Source organism: Dyadobacter sp. HNCC25DJ185, assembly GCF_056895195.1.
Map to the genome: position 1 here is coordinate 251,670 of NZ_JBXHAR010000001.1, position 14,423 is coordinate 266,092.

Annotated in this window: 9 protein-coding genes; all 9 read left to right on the forward strand. The window is 51.9% G+C overall.

What is annotated here, in order from left to right:
- The first annotated feature begins 5 nt into the window (after window positions 1-5).
- The 9 genes from AC1XUF_RS01040 to AC1XUF_RS01080 all read left to right on the forward strand — a co-directional run bounded on the left by AC1XUF_RS01040 (window position 6) and on the right by AC1XUF_RS01080 (window position 14,423).
- Window positions 6-1,853, forward strand: a complete 1,848-nt coding sequence (locus AC1XUF_RS01040) for a 3-keto-alpha-glucoside-1,2-lyase-like domain-containing protein (protein ID WP_483339711.1) — start codon at window positions 6-8, stop codon at window positions 1,851-1,853.
- A 3-nt stretch (window positions 1,854-1,856) separates the two neighbouring features.
- Window positions 1,857-2,666, forward strand: a complete 810-nt coding sequence (locus tag AC1XUF_RS01045) for a PQQ-dependent sugar dehydrogenase family protein (RefSeq protein WP_483339713.1) — start codon at window positions 1,857-1,859, stop codon at window positions 2,664-2,666.
- Window positions 2,618-3,829, forward strand: coding sequence for a c-type cytochrome (locus tag AC1XUF_RS01050; protein ID WP_483339714.1), 1,212 nt, complete (start codon window positions 2,618-2,620; stop codon window positions 3,827-3,829). Before AC1XUF_RS01045 ends, AC1XUF_RS01050 begins: the two co-directional genes overlap by 49 nt.
- Before the next feature lie 73 nt (window positions 3,830-3,902).
- On the forward strand, window positions 3,903-6,053 hold the full coding sequence (locus AC1XUF_RS01055) for a glycoside hydrolase family 36 protein (protein ID WP_483339716.1): 2,151 nt from the start codon (window positions 3,903-3,905) through the stop codon (window positions 6,051-6,053).
- A 60-nt stretch (window positions 6,054-6,113) separates the two neighbouring features.
- Window positions 6,114-7,193, forward strand: a complete 1,080-nt coding sequence (locus tag AC1XUF_RS01060) for an alkaline phosphatase family protein (protein WP_483339718.1) — start codon at window positions 6,114-6,116, stop codon at window positions 7,191-7,193.
- A 28-nt stretch (window positions 7,194-7,221) separates the two neighbouring features.
- Window positions 7,222-9,468, forward strand: a complete 2,247-nt coding sequence (locus AC1XUF_RS01065) for a DUF7133 domain-containing protein (protein ID WP_483339720.1) — start codon at window positions 7,222-7,224, stop codon at window positions 9,466-9,468.
- A gap of 56 nt (window positions 9,469-9,524) precedes the next feature.
- Window positions 9,525-11,003: an alpha-L-fucosidase gene (locus tag AC1XUF_RS01070; protein WP_483339722.1), complete on the forward strand. Its 1,479-nt coding sequence runs from the start codon at window positions 9,525-9,527 to the stop codon at window positions 11,001-11,003.
- A gap of 166 nt (window positions 11,004-11,169) precedes the next feature.
- On the forward strand, window positions 11,170-12,558 hold the full coding sequence (locus AC1XUF_RS01075; protein WP_483339724.1) for a hypothetical protein: 1,389 nt from the start codon (window positions 11,170-11,172) through the stop codon (window positions 12,556-12,558).
- A 44-nt stretch (window positions 12,559-12,602) separates the two neighbouring features.
- Complete coding sequence (locus tag AC1XUF_RS01080; protein WP_483339726.1) at window positions 12,603-14,423, forward strand: 3-keto-alpha-glucoside-1,2-lyase-like domain-containing protein; 1,821 nt, start codon at window positions 12,603-12,605, stop codon at window positions 14,421-14,423.

Here is a 14,423-nt window from a genome sequence, read left to right on the forward strand (position 1 = left end):
TTTTTATGAAGAATTTAAAAAACAAGACCACCGTGCGAATTACCCGCTTCAGTATCTGCCTTTGCATAATTGTTGTTGTGTCTGCATTTTTCAGGTGTCAGACCTGTGCACAGTCTGCTTCCGATGTCATTCCTTTGACCGATCTATCCTTTTTTTCAAATACCGCAGATAACTGGCAGGTTGCGGGTGACGTGAATGCGGATCTTGGAAAAAAACACGCGCTGCACGTCGTAAAAGGCATGGGCGTGTTGGTTAACCTTCCCAAACACAAGGGCAATGCCAACATCGTGACCCGCGCAACACATGGCGATCTTGATCTGGAACTGGATTATATGATGGCCAGAGAATCCAATTCGGGAATTTACCTTCAGGGTCGTTACGAGTTTCAATTACTGGATAGCTGGCTTGCCGCAAAGCCGGATCTAACGGGTAACGGCGCTATTTACGGGTACCGTGCCGCGCGGCAGAATGCGAGCAAAACGCCTGGCCTCTGGCAGCATCTGAAATTATCTTTCCGGGCTCCGAGATTTGACCGGACGGGAAAGAAAGTGGAAAATGCCCGCGTGATCAGGGCGGAGCTGAACGGGACCGTGATCCACGAAAATCTCGAACTGACCGGCCCTACCGCTGGTGCGATCGGGTCGGGGGAAGTTGCAGCAGGTCCTCTGCTGATACAAGGCGACCATGGGCCGGTGGCATTCCGGAATATCCGTTTTACCAATCTTTCGGAATCACAGGCCGTTTTCTTGCCGTTTCAATATGAGGTTTACAAAGGGAAATTTGCCCAGATACCTGATTTTTCCAAACTCAAACCGGTCAGGGCCGGCACATCCGTCCAAATGCTCTCGAATGTTTCCCCCTGGGCCAACGATTACCTGATCCGCTACCACGGCAAGCTGCACATTGCGGAGGCCGGCACCTATTCGGTCTTCCCGATCGCCGATCATGGTTTTTCCGAACTAACGATCCACGGAAGGGAAGTTTTCGATTGGGATTCGCCCAACTGGCGGCCAGCCCGGAAGGTCAGTTTGCCGGCGGGTAATCTGGATTTTGAGATGATCTATTCAAAGCTTGACCTCGACCCCGCCGCATTGGGGATCTGGCTGAGCGGCCCCAAAATGATTCCGCTTTTCAACGGAGATTCCTGGGCGTCGGTGGGTGCTTACGACCACGACGGGCCGGTGTATGTGGAGGCAAACGAAAATACAATCCTCCGCAGCTTCATCAACCTGCCCGACGACGATCCCTCGAAGCAGCCTTATTTTGTGGCCCACGGTATTTCGGCCGGTACACCCGCGGGCATCAGCTATACCTACGACCTGGACAACGGAGCGCTTGTACAGGTTTGGCGGGGGCATTTTCTGGACGCATCGCTGATGTGGAAGGGCAGGGGCGACGCCATTGCGGTCCCAACCGGCACCATAACCCGCACAGACCTCCCGGGCTTCGTTTTGAACAGATTACAGGATCCGGGTTCAGCCTGGCAGCGCGATACATTGGGCTCGGGCTATCGGTTCAAAGGGTATCTGCTCGACAGCCAGGACCTGCCGACGTTTGAATACCATGTTTTTGGCGTGAATGTCAGGGATGCACCCAGTGTCTTGGAAAACAGGGAAGGTATACGCAGGGAAATCACTGTTTCCGGGGCGACCGACGGTCTTTTTGCCTGTCTGGCGGAAGCCGGTAAAATTGAAAAGCGCGCCGAAGGACTGTATGTGATCGGAGAAAAGCAGTTTTTTATCCGTTTCCATCCCGGAAAGGGGCAAGTGCCACAGATCCGGAATTCGGCAGGGCGCCAGCAATTGATCGTTCCGGTAGCTGCCGGGCAAATCTCTTATGAAATATGGTTTTGAGCCATGAAAACAAATCGGGAGTCCGTCAAAAATAAAAAGGGAATGAATGATCTGAATTATAGAAGCATGTTTTGTAAAACATTGAAGAGAAATATATTACTGATTGCCCTGGCCATTTTTAACGGTCGCAGCCATGCCATTGCGCAGCAGGCTTTGAAGGAAGATGACTTTTCGAAAATAGTACCGGTGACCGGTCCCGAAGGTACCATACTGGAAGTAGGGGGACTCGTTACCTTGCCCGATGGGAATATTGCCGTTTCAACCCGCCGGGGTGATATTTATATCATCGAAAACCCAAATGCGCGCAAGCCGTTTTTCAGAAAGTTTGCGAGTGGTCTGCACGAAGTTTTAGGGCTTGCTTACAAAAATGGCTCATTCTATTGCGTGCAGCGGGGAGAGCTCACCAAACTGACCGATACGGACAACGATGGGAAGGCAGACAAAATCGAAGCGATTTTCACCATTCCAGTCTCCGGGAATTACCACGAATACAGTTATGGTCCTAAAATAGCGCCTGACGGGTCGTTTTTCCTGTCGACCAATGTATCCTTCCACATTTCCTTTCGGGGCGAAAGCCGGGTGCCCTGGCGTGGCTGGGTCCTGAATGTGAGCGAAGATGGAAAACTCCAGCCCTGGGCAACAGGCATGCGTTCGCCCTGTGGTTTGGGAATGATCGACGGGGAGTTGTTCTATACCGATAACCAGGGCGAATGGATGGCGTCCGGCGGAATCTGGCATCTTAAAAAGGCTCCTGGACCGGGCATGTGGCTGGCCTGGACTGGACGAAATTGCCCAATTCGCCGCTTCGTTTAACTGCGGCACAAGTTTATGAAAAGGTAGACCCTCAATTTCGTTTTCGCCCGAATGGCAGCAGTATTTCCCCGGACGACGACCCCAGCAAGATCATACCATTATTTGCCCTCAAAGAAGCTTTCCCAAACCTGCAGCTACCGGCGGTCTGGCTTCCGCATGCGATCATGGGTATCTCCAATTCAGAGATCGTGAAGATCCCGGAAGGATATCTGCCGCCGTTTTCGGGCCAGATACTGGTAGGGGACCAGGGGCAGAATAAGGTCATGCGGGTATTTATGGAAAAGGTCAAAGGCGAGTACCAGGGGGCGGTTTTTGACTTTCGAGGCGGGTTTCAGTCGGGCGTATTGCGGATGGATTGGGGAAAGGACGGCTCCTTATTTGTGGGGGAAACCAATCGGGGCTGGGGATCCGAGGTAGGGGTCGAACAGGGCATTGAAAGATTGATCTGGAACAAAAGGCTGCCTTTCGAGATGAAGGCGGTACGCGCCATGCCGGACGGATTTGAAGTAGAGTTCACACAGCCGGTAGATCGCAAATCTGCCGAAGATCTGGCATCTTATACGCTCAAAAGCTTCATTTACAAGTACCATCCCGTCTACGGCAGTCCGCCGGTGAATAAGCTGGACAACACGGTCAAAGGCGTGAAGGTATCTTCAGACGGCCTCAAGGCACGTATTGTCGTGGATCAGCTCAGGCAGTATTACATTCACGAGATCAATCTGGCGGGCATCCGCAGCGCGGCAGACGGGGATCAGCTGCTGCACGCTGTCTCTTATTATACCCTCAATAATTTGCCCGACGGAGAACCTTTGAAATTAAGTGACATCAGCACAAGGAAAACTTTGCCTGCCAACGCGCCAGCAGCGAAGGAAGCGGCAGTGAGCAGTAAAAAAATGGCCTACGAGGATGTGAAAGAGTTACTGTCCAAAAATGCTTGCCTGGCGTGCCATGAGGCAGGAAAACGCAAGATTGGGCCAGCCTATAGCGATGTTGCCAAACGCAATTATACCAATGAAGAGATTGTGGAACTGATCTTTAAGCCGAAGGCTGGCAACTGGCCGGCATTCGCGACCGAAATGCCGCCAATGCCCCAGGTGCCCCGGGATGAAGCATTGAAAATCGCAGAATGGATCAACTCTTTAAAACCCGGAAAAAGCAAATGACCTGCCAGCATGCCTGGAAGGAAAATTATCTGTATTAGTAGTCGGATGGCATGCTTAATGCGTATTGTTTTCCATGAATGCCACAACATTTCCAATCCTTTTAGCAGTGCGAAATTTTCTGATGGGTGCTCCAAAAGTCTATAGTCGTTTGACTGGCCGTAACAAGAGGCGGGCAGGGCTGATATCGGCACTCGTCGTTTCTCTCGCCTTGCTCCTGACAAACGGGTTTTACGTTTCAGCACAGAAAAGGCCGATAGCCGAAGCAAAAAGCATGGATAGCTGGATTACCGACCATTTCGCCAAAGGGAAAGTGCCTCCTTTTTCTTTCGTTTACGGAGGGAAAGAGTCACGTTCATTCATTCATAAATGGAAATATAAAGCTGAGAAGCAATCTGGCCGCCCAGGTATTTCAAGCTATACTTTTACCTACACTGAACCCGGAGCAGGATTAAGAGTGTCTTGCCAAGTGACTGGTTTTGAAGATTTTCAGGCCGTTGAGTGGGTGTTGGGGTTCACCAACACGGGGTCCGCCAGTTCGCCTGTGCTGGAAAAAGTAAATGTTGCCGACCAATCCTTTGCTGAAAGCAACAACGGAAAATATACATTGCATTACGCGATGGGTTCGGATGCCAAAAAGACGGACTTTCTGGCTGCTGACAGCACGCTGGAAGCTGAAAAACATATTTATCTCACCCCGACGGGAGGACGTTCCTCGGACCAGTCTGCGTTTCCGTTCTTCAATATCGAAATGCCAGGTGCGCACGGGGTGGTGGTGGCTGTTGGGTGGACAGGCAAATGGTTTGCAGACCTGAGCCTGCAAAAAGCATCCGGACTGAACCTGAAATCCGGCATGGAAAGATTGAAACTGAAATTGTTGGCCGGAGAATCCATCCGTACACCGCGTATCAGTATGCTTTTTTGGCAGGGCGCCGATCGGATGATTGGACATAACCGGTTCAGGCAGTTTATGTTAGCCCATCATTCGCGTAAAGTCAATGGCAAGTTTGCGGAATATCCCCTTTCCGGCGGTTTCAACTGGGGCGACCCGCCTCCATGCAACGAATACAGCTGTCTCACCGAAGATTACGCGGTTTCGTTGATCAAAAGATACAAGCAGTTTGGGATCGTACCAGAGGTGTTCTGGCTGGATGCGGGGTGGTATACCGGCTGCGGGACAGGGGAAAAAGGTCAGTGGTGGGAGAATGTGGGAAACTGGACGGTTGAAAAAGAGCGCTTTCCCAATGGACTCAAACCCATATCCGACGCAGCGCACGAAGCCGGTGCCAAATTCATGGTTTGGTTTGAACCTGAACGAGTGCATAGGGGCACACAAGTTGAAAAGGAGCACCCCGAATTTTTACTTTCCGACCCCAAAAAAGGAGATCACCTCTTCAATCTCGGAGACCCGAAAGCCCGGCTCTGGATGACAGAGCATATCAGTAACCTGATCAAAAAAGAAGGGATTGACTATTACAGACAGGATTTCAACATGGACCCGATGCCGTATTGGGAGCTGGCAGATGCGCCCGACAGGATAGGGATTTCGGAGATCAGGCACATTGAAGGACTTTATGCTTATTGGGACAGTTTGCTGGTCCGTTTTCCGGAGCTCCTGATCGATAACTGTGCCAGCGGCGGACGGCGGCTGGACCTCGAAACGACCTCGCGGAGCGCACCTTTATGGCGCACCGATTACAACTACGGCGAGCCCAACGGGTATCAAAACCATACTTATGGCCTGAACTTTTACCTGCCGCTGCATGGAACGGGCCTATTTGCAAAAGCAGATCCTTATACATTCAGGTCTAGCCTGAGCAGCGCCATGGTACTGAACTGGAAAATTACCGGGAACCAGGTGACGATCCCGGATATGCAGCGGTCGATCCGTGATTTCAAGCGGCTGCGACCATTTTTTTACGGCGATTACTATCCGTTATCGGGAATTGGTGATAACACGGGTGACGACGACTGGCTCGCTTACCAGATGCACCGGCCTGGCTCGCAGGATGGGATTGTGGTTGGTTTTCGCAGAGCTGCCTGTCAGGAGCAATCCTGGCTGATCAGGCCTGCAGGTCTGGATCCGAAGGCGAGCTATGAATGGCTGAACGAAGATACGGGGGAAAAAACCGTCGTGACGGGTGCAAAACTCAGCGAGGGTATTTTATTGGAAATGAAGACCAAACCGGGATCTGCATTGATCAGTTACCGGAAAATTGAACCATAATTTAAAGCAATCTCTGGCAGCCGGACTGTTTTGCTCCGACCTCAGACCTATTGACCGGAAATGAAAAAATATACTTGGATCGTCTTGCTGCTCATTACCACTGCTCCGGCAATGGCGCAGGGTACGCGTTGTGAAAATGTAGTAGTAGTCACACTCGATGGCATGCGCTGGCAGGAAATCTTCCGAGGCGCCGACAGCCTGCTCACTTTCGACGCAAATGCAGGATACGATAAAAGTGGTATTCAAAGAAAATACTGGGATGCGGTGGTCGGGGAACGCAGGAAAAAGCTCATGCCATTTTTCTGGGGCGAAATGGCCGGGAATGGCTTGCTGGCAGGTAACAGGGATCGCGGGCATCTTATGAACAATGCCAATCCCTACTGGTTTTCCTATCCCGGTTACAACGAGATCATCACAGGCTATCCGGATACCCTGGTTAACTCCAACAACGAAGTGCCCAATCCCAATGAAAGCGTTTTCGAATACCTGAATAAAGAGTCGACCTTCAAAGGCCGTGTGGCTGCGTTTGGCTCGTGGCGGGTATTCAGCTCGATATTCAATGAAAAACGGAGCGGGATTTATGTCAATGACGGCTTCAGAGATGTCACCGGCAAGCTTTCAGAAAACCAGAAAAAGCTGAACCGGTTGCAGCACGAGCTCCCCGACCTTTTCCACGGCGGCGAGCGACTGGATTTTGCAACCTTCCATATCGCCCTGGAATATATGAAGGTGAACAAGCCTCGGCTGCTGTTCATTGGATTCGGCGACACAGACGAGTTCGCCCACGGCGGACAGTATGACCTTTACCTCGGCGCGGCTCAAAATGCAGACAACTGGATCCGCCAGCTTTGGGAATACATACAGGCCACGCCCGGGTACGCAAACAAAACAACCCTGATCGTCACCACAGACCATGGGCGCGGCGATGTCGGGAAGGAGTGGGCCAATCATAACAGGCAAACTCCGGGGTCCAGCGAGATATGGATGGCTGCCATCGGGCCGGGAATCGGGGCGAGGGGCGAGTTGGCAGGGAAAGCCCAGTGGTACCAGGGCCAGATCGCCGCCACGATAGCACATTTGCTCAACAAAGAATTTAAGCCAAAACATACCGTTCTGCCAGCATTGGATTTGTCGCGTTGATAGTCAGAATAACCATCAATTCATAACAATGTACCGTAAGTTAGCATTGCCCTTTTTCATTCTCTTGCTCCTTGTCATCGGGTGTACCACCGGACTCAAGACAGCCGTTTTCCGGTCGCCCGAAAAGAAGGCAGTGGATCCGCATCCTTCGGTTGCCTACAGGTCACCGGAGGAAACGATTAGAGCCACTACTTTGCCGGAGGGGTATCACCTGGAGCTGGTCGCCAGCGAGCCGATGATCGCAGAGCCGGTCGCGATCGTATGGGATGCCAACGGGCGGTTATATGTGGCGGAGATGCGGACTTACATGCAGGACATTGAGGCCACAGGCGAGAACCTGCCTGCCAGCCGTATCTCGCTGCTGGAAGATACCAACGGGGACGGCAAAATGGATAAAAGCACCATTTTCATCGACAGCCTTGTACTGCCCAGGATGATGCTTCCGCTGAACGACAGGCTCGTGGTAGCCGAAACTTACACGGGCAACCTGTACAGCTACAAGGATACCAACGGGGACGGAAAAGCCGACGAGAAAATCCAGGTATACAAAGACGATCAGCGCGATAACCGCAACCTGGAACACCAGGAGAGCGGCCTGGTCTGGAACATCGACAATTGGATTTACGTGAGCAACGGGCCCATCCGCTATCGCTTCGAAAATGGTGTGTTGCGGTCGGATACTTTGCCGGATGGTTCAAGAGGGCAGTGGGGATTGACCTACGACAATTATGGACGGCTGTTCTACTCGGCCGGTGGGAGTGAGAACCCGGTGTTCGGGTTTCAGCAAAACCCTGCTTACGGGGAACTCGAATTTTACCGCGATCAGTGGGAAAAGGGGTTCGAGAAAGTATGGCCGATCATCGCAACTCCGGATGTGGAGGGAGGGGCCAAGCGGCTCAGGGCCGATAGTACCGTGAACCATTTCACCGGCGCATGCGGACAGTCTATTTACCGCGGAAACAGGCTGCCGGCCGATCTGGTGGGCGATTATATCATTCCCGAGCCGGTAGGCAGGCTGATACGCCGCGCCAAAGTGACCGATGTAAACGGAAAGAGAATTCTTAAAAACGCCTACGACGAGGTGGAGTTTATCGCCTCGAAAGACATGAACTTTCGTCCGGTGAATACGGCCAATGGACCCGACGGCTGCCTTTACATTGTCGATATGTACCGGGGTATTATCCAGGAAGGCACCTGGACAGGTCCCAAATCATATCTCCGGCCGCAGATTTTAAGCAAAAAACTCGACAAAAATATTGGCCGTGGCCGCATTTACCGACTGGTACACGACGGCTTCAAGCCCGAAGATTCGCCAAAACTTCTGGAAGCTTCCAATTCGGAGCTGGTTGATTACCTTTCACATCCGAATGGCTGGGTGCGCGACAATGCCCAGGTTTTGCTGATCCTTCGCAAGGCAAGCGAAACGATTCCGGAACTGCGGAAGCTCGCACAGGGTGACATCTCCTTTTGGGATAAATTAGCTTTCTGGAAAGAAAATCCGTCGCATCTGACGAGGCTGCATGCGCTCTGGACCCTCGAAGGCCTGGGTTCCGCAGACAAGAGCCTGGTTTTAAATGTTTTGCAGGATGAACATCCGCAACTTCGAAAAGCCGCTATCCGCATCAGCGAGCGGTTTCTGAAAGAAGGCGACGCCTCGGTACAGGATCAGTTGGAAAAGTACCAGGATGATCCGGATTTTGATGTCCGTATCCAGCTTACACAATCACTGAGATTTATCAACAATGAAAAATCGAGGGATATCCTGGCCCATGTGATCAACAAAAGCCCGGGGAACGAACTGCTGACGGCAACCGTTAGCCAGACCCTCGGGGAGCTGGAACTGACAAAACCGGTCACCGTGAACACCAAAGGGTTCAGTGCCCCGGACAGTGCCCTGATCGCCAACGGAGCGGCTACTTTCAAACAATTGTGCGCAACTTGTCATGGTATCGATGGCAAGGGGATCATGCTTGGGGAAAGTGGTATGGCAGCACCCCCGCTCGTGGGTTCTGCGCGGGTACTGGGCGATAAAAATGTGCTGGTCAACATCGTGATGTATGGCCTCATGGGGCCGGTGGACGGAAAGACATATCCGGGTATGATGCCTGATATGAAATCGAATTCCGACGAATGGCTGGCGTCTGTCACCAGTTACATCCGGACAAACCTGGGCAATAAGGCCACGGTGATCAGAACGGCGGATGTTACAAAGGTGCGAAAGACCGTGCCCGACCGATGGGCGTGGACGCTGAAGGAATTGGGGATCGGGGAATAAGCAAACGATCATTTGCATTCACATAAACGCTTTTAATACGTTAATCCTAAACCCTTATGTTTAAAAAATTAGGTCTGCTCATGCTGTTGTTCGCCGCCGGCTGCAACAGGGAACCTGCCGCTCCGGAGGCATACGGCGTGCTGCCCACCCAGCGGCAGCTCGATTGGCACCGGCAGGAAACATATGCCTTTCTTCACTTTACCGTAAATACGTTCACAGACAAAGAATGGGGTTATGGCGACGAAGCCGAAACGGTGTTCAATCCGACGGATTTTGATGCGGACCAGATTGTGGGTACTCTTAAGAAAGCCGGCTTCAAGGGGGCCATCCTGACCGCCAAGCACCATGACGGATTTTGTCTCTGGCCTTCCAAATACACCGAGCATTCCGTTAAAAACTCCAGATGGAAGAATGGCAAGGGCGATGTGGTGAAAGAGATCTCCGAAGCCTGCAAAAGACAGGGCATCAAGTTCGGCGTATATCTATCACCGTGGGACAGGAATCATGCCGATTATGGCACCCCCAAATATGTCGAGTACTACCGCAATCAGCTGCGCGAGCTGCTGACCGGGTACGGGCCGATCTTTGAGATCTGGTTTGACGGAGCCAATGGCGGCGATGGATATTACGGAGGGAAAAGGGAGGTGAGGAAGATTGATGCGAGCCATTATTACGAGTGGGAAAAGACACTGAAAATTGTGCGCGAGCTGCAGCCCAATGCGGCGGTGTTCAGTGATGCCGGGCCGGATATCCGCTGGGTGGGAAATGAAGGCGGCTATTCCAATGATACCTGCTGGGCCACTTACACGCCAAGCCCGCGTGAGGGTTTCACGCAGTCCTGGGCAGGTACCACCAAAGATTGGGAAGGAGAAAAAGGTCATATGAATGGTAAATTCTGGCTTCCGGCCGAAACCGACGTGTCGATCCGTAAAGGCTGGTTTTACCACGATTCCGAGAACAGGGATAAAGTGAAGGACGTGGATAGCCTGGTCAAGATTTATTTCAAATCGGTCGGCAACGGCACTTCCCTGAATTTGAACCTGCCGCCCGACAAACGGGGGAAAATCCATCCGACGGACTCTACCAACCTGATGGGGCTGAAGAAATACCTGGATGAAGGTTACAAGCATAACTTTTTGGCCAACAGCAAGATAATGGCCGGCGAAAATGATGATTGCGACAAAATTCTATCCTACGAACTCACCGACGGAGACGATGATACGTATTGGTACAATGGCGTCAAGACCAATAACAAGGTAATCAGCTTTCACCTCGACCAGGAGACCGAGTTCAACTGCCTCATGCTCAAAGAATACATACCATTGGGGCAGCGTGTGAAATCCTTTTCGGTAGAAGTGTACGATGGAAAAAACTGGAAGGAAGCGGGCAGGGCGGCAACGATCGGGTACAAGAAACTGTTACGGTTTCCCACTCAAAAAGCCAGGGACGTGAGGGTGGTGATCAAAGATGCGCTTGCAACCCCGCTTATCGCAGAAGCCGGGTTGTACCGCTTCGCGGATTTGAAGGCCAGATGAACGAGATCATTTTTGCAGCGGATTCTTTTTGCAGCTGCTGCAAATGGCGTTAATAAAAAAGGAGGTTACATTCATTGGTTGAGTTTTACATATCGGGGCGGGATCGTCTGAATTCCGCTCGGATATTTGTTTCCGACAAACCTGAGTAAGAAGAAAATAAGTGTATTTGAATCATTTTTCAAGTCCCGAGAAGATGCTTTTAAGGCTTGGTTTTAATTTTTCCTGGCGGGCAGGTCTCTGTCTCTTATGGCTGTTGTCGGCCTGTTCCGTGGCGCAAATCCCGGAGCACGGGAGAAATATGCCGTTAATCTCTGTCGAAGACCTGTCTTTCCTAAAACAGATCACCATGGATGTTCTGGAAAAAGCAAAGGTCTACCCTGGCCAGGAAAAAGGAGCAGGTCATACCAACAACACGAAGGGCGTGCTGATCACTCCGGGAGGCAACTATCCGGCATTCTGGATCCGGGATTATGCCATGTCGCTCGAAACGGGCTTTATTTCTGCGCAGGAGCAGGTACATATGCTGAAACTTACCGCGGGCACGCAGTGCGACCAGGCCTGGATTACCCACCGTGGTGCCATGGTGCCGGTTGGTTCCATTGCCGATCACATCAGGCTCAGTGACAGTCTCCCCGTTTATTTTCCCGGGACATATAGCTATGAAGATCAGGGTGACGGGAGCTTTGGGATGCTGCCGCCATTTTGTGATCAGTTTTTCTTTGTTCAAATGGCATGGTATTATGTCAAAAGTACCGGAAATGTCAAACTATTATCAATGCCGATCAATGGTAAAAAGTTGATAGACAGGCTTGAAGCGGCTTTTTCTTCGCCGACATCCCGTCTGGACAACGAGGTAGTTTATACCACCGAAGCGTTTCGCGCAGTGGATTTTGGATTTAGAGATGCCATCACCATTACCGGGGACCTGTGTTTTGCCTCACTCCTGAAATTGCAGGCGGCGAGGCAGCTGGAATACCTGTTTTCAAAGTTGGGCAAGCGAGCCAGGTCGGAGCATTACAAAGGGGTGGCCACAAAGCTGAAAAGCGCCATTCCGAAACTGTTTCTGGATAACAGGGGAATGCTTCTGGCCTCCACCGGCAAAAGTAAGCAGGCAGATGTATGGGCCACCGCATTGGCGGCGTACCTGGGCGTTCTGGAAGACGAGAACCTGAAAGCAACTTCCCAATTTCTTGCTGGTGCTTATAAAAAAGGCACTCTTGCTTTTAAAGGGAACATCCGGCATGTTCTGAAATCGGACGATTTCAGTGAACAGAGCGCCTGGGAAGTTTCAATGGCTGCAAAAAACGAATATCAGAACGGGGCCTATTGGGGAACTCCCACTGGCTGGGTGGCCTGGACCATCGCCCAGACGGATCTCACGGCGGGCAAAGCGCTGATCAAAGAATTTGTACTCGATTTACGTGAGAACGATTTCAGGAAAGGGGCGGGTTTCGGGGCTCCGTTTGAGTGTTTTTATCCACCCGCACACAAGCAGAACCCCGTTTATCTGACCACGGTTTCTTGTCCCTATATCGTTTTGAAGGATTTTAGATAGAATATTTCCGGCTTGAACACAAATAACTTTTAAAACCAATTCGCATGCTTTTCAGAAGCAAAGTACATTCCCTCCGCCGGGCCTGTATGAGCGGTGCTTTATTGGCACTGGCTTTTACGGAGCTATCAGCTCAATCAGTCGCCCTAAACGATCTCAGTTTTTTTAGAAATCCTGGGAAAAACTGGCAAATTGTTGGCGAAGTGTCTGCGGACCTTTCGCGGCACGACCAGCTGGAAACCAAGCCAGGTAAAGGTATTTTGGTAAACTTACCGGACGGAAGCAACCGTGCACACCTGGAAACCGTGGCCGAACATGGCGATCTGGACCTGGAACTGGACTACATGATGGCGCTGGGCTCCAACTCCGGCATTTATCTTCAGGGCCGCTACGAAATCCAGCTGTTCGATAGCTGGCTGGTCAAAAAAGTGAGTGAAAACGACAACGGTTCCATCTACGGACGACAATCGGCCAGGCAAAATGCCAGCCGCGCTGCCGGGCTCTGGCAACATATGAAAGTAAGGTTCAGGGCGCCTAGATTCGACGCGGGAGGCAAAAAAACAGAGGATGCAAGAATCGTCAGTCTTTACCTGAATGGCGTACTGATCCATGATAACGTGGATCTTCCCTGGCAGACGGCCGGGGCTGTCCAACCCAATGAGGTGGCTAAGGGAGCCCTGCTCATACAAGGCGATCATGGTAAGGTAGCTTTTCGTAACATTGTCTTCAAACCGCTCCATACACCAGTCCCTTCATTGACGCAGCTTCATTATGCGGTGTACAAAGGCCAAAATACAAAGGTCCCGGATTTCAGGCTCTTAAAGGCCGACTCGGAGGGGAGCTCAAAGGAACTTGCTTCTGCCGTCGCCAACAAGGCCAACAACTTTCTGATCCGCTACACGGGAACCCTGGAAATCGGCGAGGCGGCTAAATATTCGCTCTTTTTGGTCGCGGACGGAGGATTTTCCCGGTTAAAAATTGATGGTAAGGAGATATTTGACTGGGATGACCCCAACTGGCGGCCCGAGCGTACTGCCGACTTGCCCGCTGGCGACTTGCCGTTTGAGCTTATTTATTCCAAGGTCAACGGGGGGGCGCAGCCCTCACTTGGCCTGACGTTATCGGGTGCTGCACTGCTTCCGACATTTACCGGCGATTCATGGGCTGCCGTCGGACGGTACGAAGAGGAAGGCCCCATGTATGTGGATGCGCCCGCGCCGGTTGTGATGCGAAGTTTCATGGACCTGCCGGGAATGGACGCAGGTGACAAAACCTATCGCGTGACGCATGCCATCTCGGTAGGCCATCCCGATGCGATCCATTACACCTATGACATGGATTTCGGGATGCTGCTGCAATCGTGGAGAGGTTATTTTCTTGAAACGACCCCCATGTGGAGGGGCAGGGGGGATGGTTCGTCCCGGCCAAGAGGCGTCCTGAGCCGCAACGGGAGACCCCGCCTCACACTCAGCCGCCTGAAAACACCGGCAAGTCCCTGGCCTTCCGACACTACCGGATCAGGATACGAACCAGACGGATATGCGTTGGATGCACAGGACCTGCCTACTTTCCGCTATGAGATATTCGGGTCGGCCGTCAGCGATAAGATCCGGCCCATTGTTACCGGCGAAGGCGTTCACCGGGACATTACAGTCAAAAATCCCGCAGCTGATCTGTACGGTCTGCTGGCTTCCGCATCCAAAATAGAGCAGGTGGACGACCAAACTTATGTGATCGGTGACAGGCAATATTATATCAAAATCGACAGCGGCAGTGCCCGTAAGCCGGTGATCAGATCTTCGTCGACGGGGCAGGAACTGATCGTTCCTATGGATTCAGGCAAATTGTCATACGCAATCTGGTTTTGA